The 16,820-nt window shown below is 64.7% G+C and carries 20 protein-coding genes; 12 read left to right on the top strand and 8 right to left on the bottom strand.

Features of this window, described 5'->3' with window-relative positions:
* The first annotated feature begins 406 nt into the window (after positions 1-406).
* The gene (locus tag ALTAJ2_RS04970) at positions 407-2,311 is read left to right on the top strand and encodes a 2-oxoacid:acceptor oxidoreductase subunit alpha (RefSeq protein ID WP_007108140.1); all 1,905 of its coding nucleotides are present in this window, start codon (positions 407-409) and stop codon (positions 2,309-2,311) included.
* Positions 2,312-2,314: 3 nt separating this feature from the next.
* Positions 2,315-3,250, top strand: coding sequence for a thiamine pyrophosphate-dependent enzyme (locus ALTAJ2_RS04965; protein WP_007108139.1), 936 nt, complete (start codon positions 2,315-2,317; stop codon positions 3,248-3,250).
* A 185-nt stretch (positions 3,251-3,435) separates the two neighbouring features.
* Here the strand turns inward: ALTAJ2_RS04965 and ALTAJ2_RS04960 are convergent, their stop codons facing one another.
* A complete protein-coding gene (locus ALTAJ2_RS04960) occupies positions 3,436-4,602 on the bottom strand; it encodes a LolA family protein (protein WP_007108138.1) in 1,167 nt (388 codons plus the stop codon).
* Positions 4,603-4,711: 109 nt separating this feature from the next.
* Positions 4,712-5,026, bottom strand: a complete 315-nt coding sequence (locus tag ALTAJ2_RS04955; protein ID WP_007108137.1) for a hypothetical protein — start codon at positions 5,024-5,026, stop codon at positions 4,712-4,714.
* Between the two features lie 153 nt (positions 5,027-5,179).
* Here ALTAJ2_RS04955 and lrpA1 point away from each other — a divergent pair, with 153 nt between their 5' ends.
* Positions 5,180-5,608: an HTH-type transcriptional regulator LrpA1 gene (lrpA1, locus tag ALTAJ2_RS04950; RefSeq protein WP_007108136.1), complete on the top strand. Its 429-nt coding sequence runs from the start codon at positions 5,180-5,182 to the stop codon at positions 5,606-5,608.
* 79 nt (positions 5,609-5,687) lie between these two features.
* Complete coding sequence (locus tag ALTAJ2_RS04945; RefSeq protein ID WP_050031432.1) at positions 5,688-6,167, top strand: SRPBCC family protein; 480 nt, start codon at positions 5,688-5,690, stop codon at positions 6,165-6,167.
* Positions 6,168-6,585: 418 nt separating this feature from the next.
* Here the strand turns inward: ALTAJ2_RS04945 and ALTAJ2_RS04940 are convergent, their stop codons facing one another.
* Positions 6,586-7,260, bottom strand: a complete 675-nt coding sequence (locus ALTAJ2_RS04940) for an IS6 family transposase (RefSeq protein WP_050031431.1) — start codon at positions 7,258-7,260, stop codon at positions 6,586-6,588.
* A gap of 262 nt (positions 7,261-7,522) precedes the next feature.
* On the opposite strand from ALTAJ2_RS04940, the gene ALTAJ2_RS04935 reads away from it, so the two are divergent.
* From ALTAJ2_RS04935 to mobA, 3 genes are read left to right on the top strand one after another with little or no spacing between them, the layout of a single operon-like run.
* Entirely contained in the window at positions 7,523-8,128 is a 606-nt protein-coding gene (locus ALTAJ2_RS04935; protein ID WP_007108134.1) for a nitrous oxide reductase accessory protein NosL, read from the top strand.
* Positions 8,129-8,184: 56 nt separating this feature from the next.
* Positions 8,185-9,084 carry a DMT family transporter gene (locus ALTAJ2_RS04930; RefSeq protein ID WP_007108133.1) on the top strand — a complete coding sequence of 300 codons (900 nt, stop codon included), beginning with the start codon at positions 8,185-8,187 and terminating at the stop codon, positions 9,082-9,084.
* A 58-nt stretch (positions 9,085-9,142) separates the two neighbouring features.
* Complete coding sequence (gene mobA, locus ALTAJ2_RS04925; protein ID WP_007108132.1) at positions 9,143-9,775, top strand: molybdenum cofactor guanylyltransferase; 633 nt, start codon at positions 9,143-9,145, stop codon at positions 9,773-9,775.
* 123 nt (positions 9,776-9,898) lie between these two features.
* On the opposite strand, the gene queC is transcribed toward mobA, so the two are convergent.
* From queC to ALTAJ2_RS04905, 4 genes are all read right to left on the bottom strand, one after another.
* Complete coding sequence (queC, locus tag ALTAJ2_RS04920; protein ID WP_007108131.1) at positions 9,899-10,633, bottom strand: 7-cyano-7-deazaguanine synthase QueC; 735 nt, start codon at positions 10,631-10,633, stop codon at positions 9,899-9,901.
* A 33-nt stretch (positions 10,634-10,666) separates the two neighbouring features.
* The gene (locus ALTAJ2_RS04915) at positions 10,667-11,461 is read right to left on the bottom strand and encodes a 7-carboxy-7-deazaguanine synthase QueE (protein ID WP_007108130.1); all 795 of its coding nucleotides are present in this window, start codon (positions 11,459-11,461) and stop codon (positions 10,667-10,669) included.
* A 1-nt stretch (position 11,462) separates the two neighbouring features.
* The gene (locus ALTAJ2_RS04910; protein ID WP_007108129.1) at positions 11,463-11,930 is read right to left on the bottom strand and encodes a 6-pyruvoyl trahydropterin synthase family protein; all 468 of its coding nucleotides are present in this window, start codon (positions 11,928-11,930) and stop codon (positions 11,463-11,465) included.
* Positions 11,931-12,194: 264 nt separating this feature from the next.
* Positions 12,195-12,551, bottom strand: a complete 357-nt coding sequence (locus ALTAJ2_RS04905; protein ID WP_007108128.1) for a winged helix-turn-helix domain-containing protein — start codon at positions 12,549-12,551, stop codon at positions 12,195-12,197.
* A gap of 188 nt (positions 12,552-12,739) precedes the next feature.
* Here ALTAJ2_RS04905 and ALTAJ2_RS04900 point away from each other — a divergent pair, with 188 nt between their 5' ends.
* Positions 12,740-13,423 (top strand): competence/damage-inducible protein A, encoded by a 684-nt coding sequence (locus ALTAJ2_RS04900; protein WP_007108127.1) that lies wholly within the window; start codon positions 12,740-12,742, stop codon positions 13,421-13,423.
* A 14-nt stretch (positions 13,424-13,437) separates the two neighbouring features.
* Here the strand turns inward: ALTAJ2_RS04900 and ALTAJ2_RS20245 are convergent, their stop codons facing one another.
* Positions 13,438-13,572: a hypothetical protein gene (locus ALTAJ2_RS20245; RefSeq protein ID WP_007108126.1), complete on the bottom strand. Its 135-nt coding sequence runs from the start codon at positions 13,570-13,572 to the stop codon at positions 13,438-13,440.
* A 152-nt stretch (positions 13,573-13,724) separates the two neighbouring features.
* On the opposite strand from ALTAJ2_RS20245, the gene ALTAJ2_RS04895 reads away from it, so the two are divergent.
* The 4 genes from ALTAJ2_RS04895 (at position 13,725) to ALTAJ2_RS04880 (ending at position 16,747) form a co-directional block, all read left to right on the top strand.
* Positions 13,725-14,906 carry an ATP-NAD kinase family protein gene (locus ALTAJ2_RS04895; RefSeq protein WP_007108125.1) on the top strand — a complete coding sequence of 394 codons (1,182 nt, stop codon included), beginning with the start codon at positions 13,725-13,727 and terminating at the stop codon, positions 14,904-14,906.
* A 151-nt stretch (positions 14,907-15,057) separates the two neighbouring features.
* On the top strand, positions 15,058-16,089 hold the full coding sequence (locus tag ALTAJ2_RS04890) for a phosphate signaling complex PhoU family protein (protein ID WP_007108124.1): 1,032 nt from the start codon (positions 15,058-15,060) through the stop codon (positions 16,087-16,089).
* Positions 16,090-16,224: 135 nt separating this feature from the next.
* Complete coding sequence (locus ALTAJ2_RS04885; protein ID WP_006185332.1) at positions 16,225-16,410, top strand: DUF7525 family protein; 186 nt, start codon at positions 16,225-16,227, stop codon at positions 16,408-16,410.
* A gap of 112 nt (positions 16,411-16,522) precedes the next feature.
* Entirely contained in the window at positions 16,523-16,747 is a 225-nt protein-coding gene (locus ALTAJ2_RS04880; RefSeq protein WP_006185333.1) for a DUF7123 family protein, read from the top strand.
* The last annotated feature ends 73 nt before the right edge of the window (positions 16,748-16,820 follow it).

The following is a 16,820-nucleotide window of genomic DNA, read 5'->3' as shown; positions in this document are numbered from 1 at the left end:
GGAGACGACTCCGTGATCGCCTCGAGTCACGGGTGGCGACGGGATGGGTTCTCGGAGTCGGTTCTCGAACGGTTGGTTTCCGGTGTGCGACGGAACGCAGTAGACTGCGAGGAAGAAGGTGGACGAATGAGCCGTTGCTACTGCGATGGACACGGGACGGTCCGAGACGGCAGGCGGGGAGGACAGCGATAGCACGACGCAGAAGTCGACCGGAACCGGCGACATCGTCCTGCGATCGAATGTGGTCAATTATGAACGGGTCTGGCAGATATAGTAATGATAGATCATACATATTCTTCAAAGGATGTCCATTCTTCACGAAAGTTCCTTGGTAATCTATAGCAAAGTCTTTAGGTTATGTGGAGCAAATTCCGAGTACGGTTGGCCACTGGCCACTGATCCACCTATGAGCAGCGACGAACTTATCTGGCGAATCGCGGGGGGTTCCGGCGACGGGATCGACTCGACGAGCCAGAATTTCGCCAAGGCGCTGATGCGCTCGGGACTCGACGTATTCACACACCGCCACTATCCGTCGCGGATCCGCGGTGGCCACACGTACGTCGAGATTCGGGCCGCGGACCGCGAGGTACAGTCACGTGGTGACGGCTACAACTTCCTGCTCTCGCTGGGCGACTCGTTCGCTCGCAATCCGCAGGAAGAAGCCTACTACGGGAACGAAGAGATCAAACCCCTCTCGGAGAACTTAGACGACCTCCGCGAGGGCGGGATCATCGTCTACGACGAGGGTCTCATCAGCGACGAGGACGTCGAGGAAATCGACCTCGAGGCCCGTGCCGAGGAGAACGACTGGCACGTCTTCCCGATGGATCTGCGCGGACTCGCGCGGGAACACGGCCGGGAAGTCATGCGCAACACCGCCGGCGTCGGCGTGACCGCGGCGCTGCTCGATATGGATCTCGAGCACATCGAGGACCTGATGTCCGACGCCATGGGCGGGGACGTTCTCGAGTCCAACCTCGAGATCCTCCACGAGGCCTACGAGACGACCCGGGAGGAGTACGAGTTCGAACACGACCTGCGTGCCCCCGAAGGCACTCACGACACCGAGCAGGCCCTGCTGTCGGGCTCGAACGCGATCGCCTACGGTGCGATCGACGCCGGCTGCCGGTTCATCTCCGGCTACCCGATGACGCCGTGGACTGACGTGTTCACTATCCTCAGCCAGAACTTCCCTGACATGGGTGGCATCTCCGAACAGGTCGAAGACGAGATCGCTGCAGCCGCGCTCGCGGTCGGCGCGAGCCACGCCGGCGTCAAGGCCATGTCCGGGTCCTCCGGCGGCGGCTTCGCGCTGATGAGCGAGCCGCTCGGACTCGCCGAGATGACCGAAACGCCGGTCGTCCTGATCGAGGCGATGCGGGCCGGCCCCTCGACGGGGATGCCGACGAAGCCCGAACAGGCCGACTTAGAGCACGTGCTCTACACGAGCCAGGGCGACTCCCAGCGGGTCGTCTTCGCGCCCGGCAACATCGAGGAGGCCTACGAACAGACGCGACTGGCCTTCGACATCGCCTGGGACTACCAGATCCCGGCGATCATCATCTACGATCAGAAGCTCTCCGGCGAGAACACCAACGTCGACGTCGAGTTCTTCGACCGCGACGTCTCGCCGGATCTGGGGTCGACGCTGACCGAGGACGAACTCCGCGAGGCCGCCCACGACAACTCCGGGAAGTTCAAGCGGTTCAACTACGCGGACGCCGAGAACGGCGTCGCGCCGCGCTCGATTCCCGGACAGAAGGGCGGGCGCTACCTCGCGACGGGGAACGAACACAGCCCCGTCGGCCACATCAGCGAGGACCCCGACAACCGCGTCGCCCAGATGGACCGCCGCCTCGAGAAACTCGAGTCCATCCGCGAGGAACTCGACGAGGAGCGCGAGTCCACCCAGACCTACTTCGGCGACGAGACGGCCGAGTACGGGATCATCACCTGGGGCTCGAGTCAGGGTGCCGTCGAGGAAGCCGTGTCCCGACTCAACGAGAACGGCCACTCGGTGAAGGGTCTCAGCGTCTCCGACATGATGCCGTTCCCCGAGGCGGAAGTGACCGAGTTCCTCGAGAGCGTCGACGAGGCGCTGGTCGTCGAGATGAACGCCACGGCGCAGTTCCGCGGCCTGCTCCAGAAGGAGCTGGGGCGATTCGGCGAGAAGCTCACGAGCCTGCTGAAGTACAACGGCAACCCCTTCGAGCCCGCCGAAATCGTCGAGGGCTACGAAGTCAACCTCGCCGACGAGGACCGCGAACCGACCGCACAGGTACGAATCGAACCCGCAGCAGGTGACTAAGCTATGAGCGCATTCAACGCCATCGGAGAGGACCGCGAGATCGACCGGGACGAGTTTACCCCCGGCGTCGAACCGCAGCCAACGTGGTGTCCCGGCTGTGGCGACTTCGGCGTCCTGAAGTCCCTGAAACAGGCCCTGCCGGAAGTCGGCAAGACCCCCGAAGAGGTACTGACCGTCACCGGGATAGGCTGTTCGGGTAAGCTGAACAGCTATCTGGACACCTACGGGTTCCACACGATCCACGGGCGGTCGCTGCCCGTCGCCCGCGCCGCCAAACTCGCCAACACCGACCTCGAAGTCATCGCCGCGGGCGGTGACGGCGACGGGTACGGCATCGGCGGCAACCACTTCGTTCACACGGCTCGGGAGAACCACGACATGACCTACATCGTGTTCAACAACGAGATCTTCGGCCTGACGAAGGGCCAGACCTCGCCGACGAGCCCGAAGGGTCACAAGTCCAAGACCCAGCCCTCCGGCAGCGCGAAGACGCCGATCCGGCCGCTGTCGCAGTCGCTGACCTCCGGTGCGAGCTACATCGCCCGCACCGCCGCGGTCAACCCGAACCAGGCCAAAGAAATCATCGCCGAAGCCATCGAACACGACGGCTTCGCGCACGTCGACTTCCTGACCCAGTGTCCGACCTGGAACAAGGACGCGCGCCAGTACGTCCCGTACATCGATGTCCAGGAGTCCGACGACTACGACTTCGACGTCACCGACCGACAGGAGGCCGCCGAGATGATGCACGAGACCGAGGACGTCCTCAACGAGGGAACCGTCCTGACCGGTCGCTACTACGTCGACGAGGACCGGCCGTCCTACCAGGAAGAGAAAGCCGCCGTCGGCGAGCTTCCGGACCAGCCGCTTGCCGAGCGCTACTTCGACGAGGACGCCGAGTGGGAACGCAGCTACGACCTGCTCGAGCGCCACACGTAGACCAGCCGCCGGCTGTCCCGCGGTTCGTCTTTTGCAAGCAACACAGTCCCGGGAACGGGTGCGACCGGCCCAAAACGAGATCGAGCCACAGTCGATCGATTCCGCGGAGCGCCAGCGCCGGACTCAGTCGAATCAGCTCGAGAGACGTGTCCGCAAAAGACGTATTGGATCGGATACGGGACGGGTCAACAGTCGGTCGAAAGCGCCTTGCCGATCCGAAGCGCGGTCCCATCCTCGAAGGCGTGGCTCACTACCACCGAGTAGTATCGATCACCACAGGCCCACTGCAGTTCGGTTGCCTCGTCGGTCTCGGCGATCGTCCCCGTCACGGTTCCGAGCGTGACCGCATCACCGCCGACCGCCAGTCGCCGCGGCCCGTCGCTCGTCGACACCGAGATCGACTCGTCGTTGGGCATCCGATACCGGACGGACACCTGCGTTCGGTTTTCGTCGGGGAACTCGTATCTGATGATCTCATCGCGTTCGATCGTCTCGGGTACCGCGTCGGTCGGCAGATCGACAACCGCAAACGGGACGCTCCGATTGGCCGCCTCGAGACTGTCGTACGAGTCGATCGACGGCAGTACAACGTCTCGGACTGCAGTCCCGTTTCCGTCGGTCGCCGGGTCGAACGTGAAGCGGTCGTCGTCGATCCCGGGCTCGATCGAGAGGTTTCGATAGGTCCGCTCGAGTGTCACCCCGTCGCCCTCGACGGCGTGTTTGACGGGGAACATCGTCTCCTGGTCGTACCAGACCTCGACGTGATCGGCGGCGCGTTTGACCGGGGCGCGCTCGCTGGTCGCCAACGGCACGACGTACTCGGTGTCGTCGATCAGGACGTTGATCGACCGCTCGATCGTCTCGTTTGCGGGGGTATCGAACGTGACGTGATAGGAGTCCCGGCCGTCGAGCGACGTTTCCTCGACTGCCGTGATCTCGTAGCGCTCGAGGTACCGCGCTTGCTGTGCATACACCCCCTCGAGATACGACATGGCCGCGGGATCGGTCTCGAGGCGCGTCGCCCAGTCGTGGGCGGCGTCGTAGTGCCAGCGACGGTCGCCATCGTCGACGATGACTGTTTCGGTCCCGCCGGCGGTGGTTTCGATCCGACTCGCACCATCGGCACGAAGCCAGACGTCTTCCGTGTACTGCGATGTCTCGCCGTCGACCGTCCGGCGGACGTCGACCGTCGCAGTGATTTCGTCTGGGGGGTCAGCCGCGGTGATCTCCCGCTCGAGATCCGACGGCGCGGGGTCGTCACTCGGGAGTGCAAGACACCCACCGAGTACGAAAACGAGTACCAGCGCCACGGCGGGGAGGGTAGTAGTGAAGTCACTATCGCTGTCGAACATGTTATTTAGTTCACTTGTCTATCGTCATTAACTCGTCGGTCCGTTCCGCGTCTCGTCCGGCGGATCGCGACCGTCGCCGCTGACTCCTCGGAGAGGACACGCCGATCAGCTAGTCGCCAGCGCCGAACCCGCCGGCGAACAGTTTCGAGAGGTAGCTGAGGACGAGCAAGGCGACGACCAGTCCGGCGAGCAAACGGGGCTGAAAGCCGTACCTGATCTCGCGCACGCCGTAGGCCACGACGAGCATCCCCATGAGCAGGGCCGTCCCGCCGGCCCACCGGGACACGTGTGCCGGATCGACCGACTCGTCGTAGTTCGCGTGCAGGTCGACCCGGCCGCGAAAGGCGATCAGCGAGCCGAGACCCAGAATTGCGAGCCCACAGAGGACCCAGACCACGCCACTGACGAGATTCGGATCGACCATTCCGTATCGGTCCTGGGCCCACCGGGCGAATAAGTCCGCCGATTACCGATCCGAACGATCGGCTCCACGTCCGTTCTCGTACTGTCTTCGGTTCGGATATCCGTCGTTTTCGTATTCAAAAGATATTTTTCCGCCGGAGCAAAACGTATACGCATGAGTACCCAGGCGACGGAAGATCGCATCCTCGAAGTTCTCGAGGAGGACGCCCAGGCGTCCTACGCCGAGATCGCCGAGCGGGCGAACGTCTCGAAACCGACCGTGCGCAAATACATCAACCAACTCGAGGAGGAGGGCGTCATCGTCGGCTATTCGGCCGACATCGACCCGAAGAAACTCTCGAGCAAGACCATCGCACTGGTCGGGCTCGACGTCGCGAGCGAACGCTACGTCGAGGCGACGCAGGCGATCAAGGACCTCGAGGAAGTCGAAGCGCTGTACAGTTCCAGCGGCGACCACATGCTGATGGCCGAAGTGCGCGCCGAAGACGGGGACTCGCTCGGCGAAACCATCTCCGAGGAGTTGCTCGAGATCGACGGCGTCACCGCGGCCCATCCGTCGTTCCTGCAGGAGCGACTGAAGTAACCCGCTCGACCGTCGCCCCACCGTCGCCCGTCGTTGGGAATCACGTTTTCACGCTGGCCGTCGTAGACCCGGCCGGTTCATGCAGACGTACGATCGCGAAACGACCGTCGACTCGCCGCTCGAGGAGGTCTGGGCGTTCAATTCGCGTATTTCCGGTCTCGAGGCGGTGACTCCGGACTGGATGCACCTGCGCGTCGAGCGCGTGATCGGTCCGGACGGGGACCCGGACCCGACCGTGCTCGAGTCGGGTTCGGAGATCGCGCTGTCGATGCGGCCGTTCGGAGTGGGACCGCGCCAGCACTGGACCTCGGTGATCACGGCCCGGGAGCGCGAGAACGGCTCGGCGTACTTTCGCGACGAGATGGTCCACGGGCCGTTCGACCACTGGGAACACACCCATTCCTTCTTCGCGGACGGTGACCGGACGATACTCCGGGATCACGTGGAGTACGACCTCCCGTTGGGCGGACTCGGTGACGCGATCGCACCGCTCTCGTGGCTCGGTTTCGAGGCCATGTTCCGGGCGCGCCATCGGTTGGCGAAAGCACAGTTAGATTGACATCCTCCTCCGCGTAAACGCGGAGGAATCCCGAGCGGTAGGAGTTTCAGGTTCGCAGTCCAGTCACCGGACTCCCAGTCCTTTCGGGCACGGGTAGTCCCACACATCGAACTGGTGGACTGCTGGCGGTGCCAAACCGCCGTTACCCCTCTCCTCGACCGTGTGTGGCGTCCCGGTGTTGTTTTTGCCAGCGGGATGCCGGCAGGTGTCAGCAGAGTCGGGGGTATCGTGGTGCTCGCTTTGAACAGTCAGCACAGACACACTCTTCTGGAATGTGCGTTCACCGGCTGCCGTTCCGGATACTGCCTCGTTTCGTGGGCGGACAGGCCGCCTCCGAAGGACGGTTCGGAATCCGATCCGTTCCGACCGATTCCGACTCTACAGTCGGTCGCCTGCCACTTAACCATCACGTCACTGTCTAGTTTAGCACCTCCGCTGGCGATTGTTTGTTGAGTGACTGGTGCGGTCGCTGCGTGTTATAGTAGTGTACAAACTGCCCAAGACATTCTCTGACGCTTGCCCGACTGCCCACCCACGAGTTGTGGAAGCGGTCGATCCGCATTTTGAGTGTGTGAAACCACTTTTCGATGTGGTTTCGATCGACGTAATCGAGGTGACCGCTCAATCCTAACCGGGAGAGGGCAGTCAGATAGCCGTAGCCATCAACGAGAAACTCAGCCTCGGAGAGATTGTGTTTCTCGGTGAGTCCATGCAGAAACGCAGCAGCTGGATCGGTGCCTCGCCGCCCAAAGAGCGCGACATCGAGAATGAGTTTCGTGTCGAGGTCTATTGCAGCATATAGCCAAGATCGGTTGCCGTTAATCCTGACAGCAGTTTCGTCAACCGCGACCCGCGACGGCTGCGCCGTCGGCGGGTCTGGCACGCTGTCAGCCAGCCGATGTACCCAGTGCCAGATTGCTTGGTGAGACCGTTCAACGCCGAGTGAACAAAGAATTGCTTGTGTCTCTCGAAGCGAACAACCGGTCGCGTGGAGCCGGACGGCGAACGCCCTAACGGGCGTCGCCGTCCGCTCACGCTCCCAACATTCATCAAATTCCGCCGCGTAGCTCCCGCTGAGCAGGTCTGCGAGCATTGTTCCAAACTAACTCTACGACCTGCTCATTCCTCAAACTGCGCTAACTAGACGGTGCCCCATCACCATGGGAAACTCGGGGGTGGCGTTTGAACGGTGAGTTGTTACGACAAGTGACGGCTCGTATCCACGCCATGAACGGCGTGGTATTGCGCCTGTTCAGCCTATAAGCGAGCGAGGTCGGTCGTGACCCCGCGCCGCGCCGTTCGGATTCGAGAGGTGTACCACGCTCGTTTTGACGATCCGGTCGGTAGAGTCGTGCATGGCTGAATACGAGGGGCTGGACCGGCGGGGACTACTGGGCGTGCTCGGCGCGGGCGCGGCAGCGGGCATCGCAGGCTGTCTCGGGGGTACCCAACCAGACAGCGGCGGGGCCGACGCCGATGACTCGCCGGCACAGGTGTACGAACCAACGCTCGAGGGCGTGGCTGAGGGTCCCGTCGAAATCACGGACGAGCACAACTGCGCGGTCTGTGGCATGGGACTGACCCAGTACTTCGGGAACGGGCAACTCGTCCACGAGAACGGGCTGGCGGCGACCGTCGAATCGCCGGGCTGTCTGTTCGCTTATCTCGTCTCGTCGACACCGGACTCGCCGATCGCCGGTGCCTGGACGACCGATTACGAGACCGGTGATCTGATCGATGCGACCGACGCCCATTTCGTCCTTATCACCGACAAGCAGGCCGCCGATGACCCGATGGGGATCGATCCGCGTCCCTACGCGGACCGCGAGGACGCCGTCGCGTTCCTCGAGGGGTGGGAAGCCGAGGACCTCGATCCGGATGCGGACATCATCGTCGGACTGGACGCGGTCGACCTCGAACTCGCGTCGATCTACCGCGGCACCCGACTGCCGGACGAGTAGCGATCCGGCAGTCCGTTTCGGAACCCGTTTGACCCCTCGAGCGAGTCGACACGGACGTGAACCGAGATCTCGAGGCAACGCCGGCGGTCGCACTCGCCGTCGCGGTGTTCGCCGCGAGTACGAGCGCAATTCTGGTGCGCTGGAGTGCGGCCCCGAGTTCCGTCGCGGCCTTCTACCGGGTGCTCTTTACCACGGTGCTGGTCGCACCGATCGCCGTCACCCGTCACCGCACGGCCTTCGCGCGACTCTCGCGACGCGACCTCGCGGGGGCCGTCGTGGCCGGCGTCGCGTTGGCGATCCACTTCGCGACCTGGTTCGAGAGCCTCAATCACACGAGCGTCGCCGCGAGCGTCACGATCGTGCAGGTTCAGCCGGTCTTCGTCGCGCTCGGTGCCGCCCTCCTTTTGGACGAACGCATCAGCCGCGCGACGGGAGTCGGGATCGTCGTCGCGATCGCCGGGGCCGCGGCGATGTCGCTAGGCGACGCCGGCCGCGGAGCCCTCACCGGCGCGACGGCGTACGGCAACGCCCTCGCCCTCTTGGGCGCGGTGACCGTCGCCGGCTACACGCTCGCCGGTCGCTCGATCCGTCAACGGGTTCCGGTGTTTCCCTACGTGACCGTCGTCTACGGTGCTTGTGTGATCGCCCTGTTCCTCTTGGTCGGCGCGCAGGGCCACCCCTACGTCGGCTACCCCGCTCGCGAGTGGCTGCTCTTTCTCGGCCTGGCCGTCGGCCCCGGCGTCCTCGGCCACACGGTGAGCAACTGGGTCCTCGCCCACCTCGAGTCGGTCGTCGTCAGCGTGGCTTGGTTGGGTGAGCCGGTGGGCGCGACCCTGCTCGCGTTCGTCTTGCTCGCGGAGGTCCCCGACGCGATCACGGTCGGCGGCGGCCTCGTCGTGCTCGCGGGCGTCGCCGTGACGACGCTCGAGCGGGAGCGACATCGTGGGAGCGACTGACGGACCCGCCGGCGAGCGCGTCCGCACCCTTTTGCCACCGGTGAACAAACGGTCGACCATGTCCCGCGAAACCGGCCGCGACGAACGGACGGGCGTCGTCCTCGCCGGCGGTCACTCGACCCGCTTCGGCGAGGCGGACAAGGCGGTCGCCGACCTCGCCGGCACGCCGATGATCCGCCGGGTCGTCGACCGACTCGAGTCGGTCGTCGACGGAATCGTCGTCAACTGCCGCGAGGAGCAGGTCCCGGCGATCGAGGACGCGCTCGCGGGTGGCCCCGACGCGACGTTCGCGATCGATCCGGTGCCGGACCGCGGACCGATGGCGGGCATCATGACTGGCCTCCGGGCGACGACCGGAGAGTACGCCGTCGTCGTCGCCTGCGACATGCCCTTCGTCGAGCCGGCGCTCGTCACTTCCCTCTTCGAGCGGGCCGCCGGCCGCGAGGCCGCAGTGCCGCGGCTCGACGACAGATGGCTCCAGACTACTCAGGCCGTCTATCGAGCCGCGCCGATGATCCACGCCTGCGAGCGCGCCCTCGAGCGCGGGGAGCGCAAAATCACCGAACCCCTGCTGACCCTCGACTACGTCGTCCTCGACGAGGACGAACTCCGCGAGTACGCACCGCTCGAATCCTTCGAGAACATAAATACCCGCGCGGAGTTCGAGGCGGCGAGCGACCGACTGGAGTGACCGGCCGCAGGTCTCGATCGCGGGCGGCGTGGTAGCGGTGACCGCCATCGGCGATCGCCGCTCCCGGTCGGCGTCGGTCTCGCTTCCCGATCGGATCGAATCGCCCTCGAAAGGCGCGGGCCGCTACGCGTCGTCGACGTACGACGGTCGCTCGGCGTACTCGATCGGATCGCGAACCCCGATGTTCTGGAACGCCTGTAGCCGATAGGCACAGGCGTCGCAGGTGCCACAGGCTGGTTCGTTCTCGCGGTAGCAACTCCAGGTGTGTTCGTAGGGCACGTCGAGTTCCATCCCTCGTTCGGCGATATCGGTCTTCGACCACTCCACGAACGGGGCCTCGATCGAGATCTCGGACTCGGGTTTCGTTCCGACGTCGACGACCTCCTCGAAGGCCTCGAAGAACGCGGGCCGGCAGTCGGGATACCCGGAGAAATCCTCGCTGTGTGCGCCGATGAACACCGCGTCACAGTCGTTGGCTTCGGCGTAGGAGACGGCCATCGCGAGCAGGTTCGCGTTCCGGAAGGGGACGTACGACGAGGGGATCTCGTCGCTCTCCATATCGGCGTCGGCCACGGGCATCTCGTCGTCCGTGAGACTCGAGGCACCGATCGCCGAGAGATGCCCCGTCTCGATCCGCAGGAAGTCCGCCGCGTCGAACGCCGCGGCGAGCCGGCGAGCGCACTCGAGTTCGCGGTCTTCGGTGCGCTGGCCGTAGGAGGTGTGCAGACAATAGAGTTCGTAGCCACGGTCGCGGGCCTCAGCGGCGGCGGTGGCGCTGTCCATCCCCCCCGACAGGAGGACGACGGCGCGGTTGGCAGTCGATGCGTCGGTCGGCGCGTCAGTGGTTGCGTCGGTCATAGTGATCTCGAGTTGTGGTGAACGGTGTCGTGATTACGTCTCGGGTGCGTCGTTCCAGAGGTCGACGTGCAGTCGCGGCGTGTAGCGGAAGCCGTACTCCATCGCGAGGTCCGCGACGCGAGCACGGGTCTCAGCGAGGCGGTCCCGGGTCGCCCCTTCGGGCATCAGGAGCACGTCGTCGTCGCTGACCGGAACGTCGGCGACCGCTCGGAGGTCCGCGAGCAGTTCACGGATCTCCGGCATGTCCTCAGCGTCGGTCACGACGAACTTCAACTGGACGTCGTAGCTCTCGACGAGTCGGGCGAGGGCATCCATATCGATCCGGTCGGCTTCGTGGCGTGCTTCCCACTCGCCGTCGCCGGTGGGATCGCGGTCGGGCGTCGGTGTACTGCTCTCGAGTTTCGGGCTCACGGACGCGAGGTCGATCGGCGCGTCCCGGTAGATCGTCCCGTTGGTCTCGACGGTCGTGTGATAGCCGCGCTCGTCGAGGGCCTCGAGCAGCGTCGTGCTCGCCTCGTGGAGCAGCGGCTCGCCGCCGGTGAGGACCACGTGGTCGGCGTCGTGGGACTCGATCTCGGCGAGGATCTCCGCGAGGGTCATCCGGGCGTGGGTCGGCTCCCAGGAGGTGTGATAGGAGTCACAGAACCAACAACGGAGGTTACAGCCGCTCGTGCGGACGAACACCGACGGAACGCCGGCGAGGGTGCCCTCCCCCTGGAGGGAGTAGAACAGTTCGTTGATCGGCAGACCCTCGGCCGTTTCGTCCGCGGTTTCGGCGGCGTCCGTCCCGATGTCGGACGTTCGGTCGGCGGAATCGGAAACCGGCATCTCAGACCTCGCTGCCGCCGCAGAGTTCGCTCGTCTCGTTCACCCGGACGGCGACCTCGGTGACCGTCTCGGGCAGGGCCGCCTCGAGTTTCCGTTCCAGCAGCACGCTCATCACCTCGGCCGTCGGCGGCTGCTCGAGGACGACGACGCCGTCGGCGTCGCCGGCCGCCTCGAAGGCCTCGACGAGGGGATCGCCGGCCTCGAGTAGGAACATATGGTCCCACTCGGATATCACGTCGGTAATATCACCTTTGTCCGCCACCCAGCCCTCGTCGGACAGGTGGCCCGCAACCGTGACGGCGATCTCGTAGTTGTGGCCGTGGGGCCGCGAACACTTGCCGTCGTGGTGTCGGATTCGGTGCCCGGCGCTGATCCGGATCGGCCGGTCGCGACCGACGTGGAGAACGCGAGGGGTCCCAACGACTGCGTCGTCCGTCGCCGCATCGCGGTCCGTGACTGGTTCGGTCATACCTTTGTATTCTCTCGAGAATACTTAAGGATGGCCGAACGCCGATGGCGACGGAGCGGACCCGGTGGTATCGAGCAAAGTCGAAAACCGACCGGTGACGACAGGAGGCGACCGCGACGACCGTCGCACGGTGGACTGCGATGCGCCGTGATAACAATCCGACGACGTATCGGATCCGAGTCGTCGAAAAACGGGACGCCGATCGACCAGTGCTTCCCCTTCGTTGTGCACGCGTCAGGCGAGCGCAATCGGAAAGAGGTCCGTTCAGTCCTCGAGTTGATCCTGCAGCCTGTTTTTGGCCTCGGTGCGGTGTTTCCGCGAGAACGCGGGAACATCGTCGGAGAAGTCGATTTCGATTTCGTCCAACGTCCGTCGATATATGTTGGTTCGTCGACCTTCTTCGGAGAGTTGTCGTCCCTCGCAGGTCAACAGCCCGGCGTCGACGAGTTCTTCGATCCGGCGATAGCAGGTCGCGATCGGGATCTCGATGTCTTCGCTCAGTGCCTGCGCGGATTTCGGTGTTCCCGCCGCACAGAGGATCTCTGCGCTATATTTGCTCCCTAACGCAGAGAGGACGACGGTCGAATCCACCTCGTCGTATTCCGTCCGACTCCGAGACATACTCTCCCCCTTACCAATTATCAGGATTGAATCTTATGGTTGCTATGAGTACTCGGGAATATGACAGCCGATGTGAACTATACGTCTCTATGAGCAAAACATCTTCGATCGAGTGCACGATCGCGACGCCGCCGGCGTCGCGACCGAAGGGCGAGACCCATTTGAGGACCGGGCTCGAACGGGGCGATATGAACGTCGCGGTCGTAACGGTCGGGGACGAACTGCTCGCCGGACGAACGACGAACACGAACGCCACGTGGCTCTGTGAACGGCTCGACGATCGCGGCGTCACCGTCGAGCGAGTGACCACAGTTCCGGATCGAGTCAGCGATATCGCCCGGGTCGTCAACGAGTACCGCGCCGAGTACGACGCCGTCATCGTCACCGGCGGGCTCGGCCCGACCCACGACGACGTTACCATGGCGGGCGTCGCAGCCGCGCTCGGCCGCTCGGTCGAGGAACACGCGGTCGCCCTCGCCTGGCTCGAGGAGGACGGGTACACCCGCGACGACCTCGCGGCGGGAACGGCGGACCTCCCGGCGGGGGCGCGAGCGTTGCACAACGAGGCGGGCGTCGCTCCCGGCGCGGCTCTCGAGGGTGTCTACGTCCTTCCCGGCGTTCCCGCGGAGATGCAGGCGATGTTCGAATCGATCGTCGAGGAGTTCACCGGAACGCAGACGTACCGAGACGCGGTCGTCGCGGACGAACCCGAAAGCGCGCTGCTCGACCGGATTGCCGACCTCCGCGAGCGGTTCGACGTCTCCGTCGGAAGTTATCCGGGCGAATCGGTCCGGATCGAACTCAAGGGAACCGACGAGGCGACCGTCGCGGAGGCGGCCGCGTGGCTCCGCGAGCGGGTCGACTCGCCATAACGCCGCGATCGGAGTTAGCGGTAGAACGAGACCAGCCAGGCGACCGTCACGAGCAGGCCCAGGGCGAGCGCACCCCAGCCGACGAGTTGCATCGGCAGTTCCGGTTCCGTTTCCGTCGCGAGAACGGCGGCGTCGATCAGTGCGGACATGGTCTGCGATCGGTTCGCATCCCTCTTAACATTTCAGAAACCGCACCGAGCCTTCGAGCAGGTTCACGCCGCGGGCGGGGCCGATTCCCGAGACGTGGACCCGACGGCCGGGCTGCGATACGGCTTTCCCATTGGCGTCCCCACGTTCCACCATGGAGTCCATCGGCGTCGTCGTCAACCCGATCGCGGGGATGGGGGGTCGGGTCGGGCTGAAGGGAACCGACGGAAACGTCGCGGAGGCGCGTCGCCGCGGTGCCGAGCCGCGAGCGCCGGCCCGTGCACGGGAGGCGTTGCGATCGGTCCACCGGCGTGCGCCCTCGCTCACCGTCTACACGGCCGCGGGCGTGATGGGCGAACGCGCGGCGAGAGACGCCGGCTACGAACCCACCGTCGTCTACGATCCGTCCGAAAGCGACCGCGAAACCGTATCGGACGGGGCCGCGATCGCCAGCGATCCCGCGACCGCGGAGACGACGGCGGCCGATACCCGCGCGGCCGTTCGAGCGCTCCTCGAGCACGACGTCGACCTCGTCTTCTTCGTCGGCGGCGACGGCACCGCCGTCGACGTCGCCGAGGTGCTCGATGCGGAAGGTGACGAGACCGGCGAGACGCCGATGCTCGGCGTGCCGGCCGGCGTCAAGATCTATTCGTCCGTCTTCGGCGTGACGCCGGCCGACGCCGGGCGGATCGCCGCCGAGTTCGACCGCGTCGAGCCCCGCGAAGTCAACGACATCGACGAGGACGCGTACCGCGAGGGAGAAGTTCGAACGGAACTGAAAGCGGTCGTCCCCGTCCCCGTCGCTCCGGCCGTCCAATCGGGCAAGCAGGTCTCGAGCGGGAGCGTCGACTCGCTGGCCGCGGGGTTCGCTCGGGAGGTCGAACCGGGACGGACCTACGTCTTCGGCCCCGGAAGTACCGTCGGCGCGATCGAGACGGAACTGGGGATCGACCCCTCCCCGCTGGGCGTCGACGTCTGGCGAGCAGCGAACACGGCGGGAGACGACGGCGAGACGGCCGCTTCGGCGTCCGACGGGGAGCTACTCGCCCGTGACGCCGCGGAATCGGACATTCTCGACGCTCTCGCGGACCCGGTCACGATCGTCGTCTCGCCGATCGGGGGACAGGGGTTCGTGTTCGGTCGCGGCAATCACCAGATCTCCCCGACGGTGATCCGACGAGCCGACGACATCGCGGTCGTCGCCGCGGGCGAGAAACTCGACGACATCGAGTCATTGCGCGTCGACACCGACGACGAAGCAGTCGACGACGAACTCCGTGGCTGGCTCCGAGTGCGGACCGGCCGGTTTACGACTCGACTCGTCACGGTCGTTTAATCCACCCCGCCGCGACGACGGCACGGATACCTCGTTCGAAATTATATAAGGTGGTGTGCGAATCGGCGAATCTACTCAACCGTATAACGATTCGTCCCCTTATAATGAGTGTATAGTCAGGATTAAGGTCGAGTCGATCCTACGGTCTGACATGGAAACGCGGAAAGTGCAACGACTCGGTCCGTCGACGCTCGCGATGACGCTCCCGGCGGAGTGGGCGTCCGAACACGGCGTCGAGAAAGGGGACGAAGTCTCGCTTCGAACCAGCGGCAAAGGGACGTTGACCGTGATGCCCGAGTCCGCCAACTCGGAGGAAACGGAAGCGATCATTCACACCGACGAACTCGACGCCGACGCCGTCGAGCGTGCGATCGTCGCCCAGTACGTCCTCGGCCGGCGCATCATCCGTATCGAACGCGAGGACGGGGCCCTCGAGTCCGACCACATCAACGCGGTCTATCAGGCCGAAACGCAGCTGATGGGGCTCGGCGTCATCGAGGAAACCCCCGAGAGCATCTCGATTCGCTGCTCGGTCGACCCCGAGGACTTCACGCTCGATAACCTCCTCGAGCGCCTCGAGCGGACCGGCCAGACGATGCGCGGCGAGGGGATCAAGGCCTTGGCCCACGGCAACCCCGATCTCGCCCAGCGCGCCCTGAACCGGGAGCGACAGGCGAACAAGATCTTCGTCCTGTTGCTGCGCCTGATCTTCACTGCCTACCAGAACCCCAACCTCGCGCGAGCGGTCGGCCTGAACACCGGCTTCCCGCTGATCGGCTACCGCTCGATCGCGAAGAACCTCGAACTCACCGCCGACAACGGCGAGGACATCGCCGACATCGTCATCGAGACCGAAGGGCACACCCTAAACGTCGACAGTTCGGTCATGCGAGAGATCCGAGAGTTGAACGAACTGGTCGACGAGATCACGTCCCGCGCCGTCGAAGCGGCCGTCGAACGCGACTACGACAAGTCAAACGAGGTCCGGGCGCTGTTCCACGATATCTCCGACCTCGAGCAGGAGATCCTCACGGGGCTGCCGGAGATGGACAACGAGGACCTGCTGCGGATCCGAGAGGTACTGGTCAGCCTCCAACAGACCGCCCAGTACGCGATGCGAAACGCCGAAATTGCGGCCAACCTCGCGCTCAACGAGGAGTCCGTACACACCACGATCAAATGACCGCGTGATGGGGTGGATCGATTCCCCGTCCGCAACCGATCGACCGCGCCGGTCGGCCGAGCAGTCGTCCGCCGATCGGCGGTCGTTCGCTCAGTAATGAGTGAAGTTAAGAGACCCCATACACAACGCTCGAGCATGGCTACGGAAACCGAGGCGACGGACAAGGGCGTTGGACTGGCGCTTGCACTGGGGGCACTCGCGGTGATCGGCGCACTGTTGATGTACGCCGGTGCACCGGACGTGACGGCGGCGTGGGGCTTCGCCGCGGCCGTCCTCTTTAGCTCGCTGGCGGTCGTCGGCATCCACCTCTACTGGCACTGAACCGGCAGCGGTGACGATCGATCCGTTGATCGGGTAGTAAGCCGCGTTCGACCGGGGCCGTACCGCCCGTTAAGAGTTAAGACCAGCGACCACCTACAGAGACGTACGGACGATGACCGATTACTCCGACGAAGAGCAGCGAATCATCTCGTACCTCCGCGAGAGCGCCGCCCGTGGCGAGCAGTACTTCCGGGCGAAGAACATCGCGAACGCAATCGGACTCTCGTCGAAACAGGTCGGCGTCCGCCTTCCCCACCTCGCGGAGAAGGCAGACGAAGTCGACATCGAGAAATGGGGTCGGGCGCGGTCGACGACCTGGAAAGTGACGATCAGTTGACCGGTGTCGGCGGACGACGACCGGTCCGGCTTCGTTCCGACCGGGACCCGACAGCGCCGTTCGATTCGAACGG

The organism is Natrinema altunense, from assembly GCF_000731985.1.
GTDB lineage: Archaea > Halobacteriota > Halobacteria > Halobacteriales > Natrialbaceae > Natrinema > Natrinema altunense.
The sequence above is the reverse complement of the archived record's forward strand: the minus strand, read 5'-3'. Positions and strand labels throughout refer to the sequence as shown.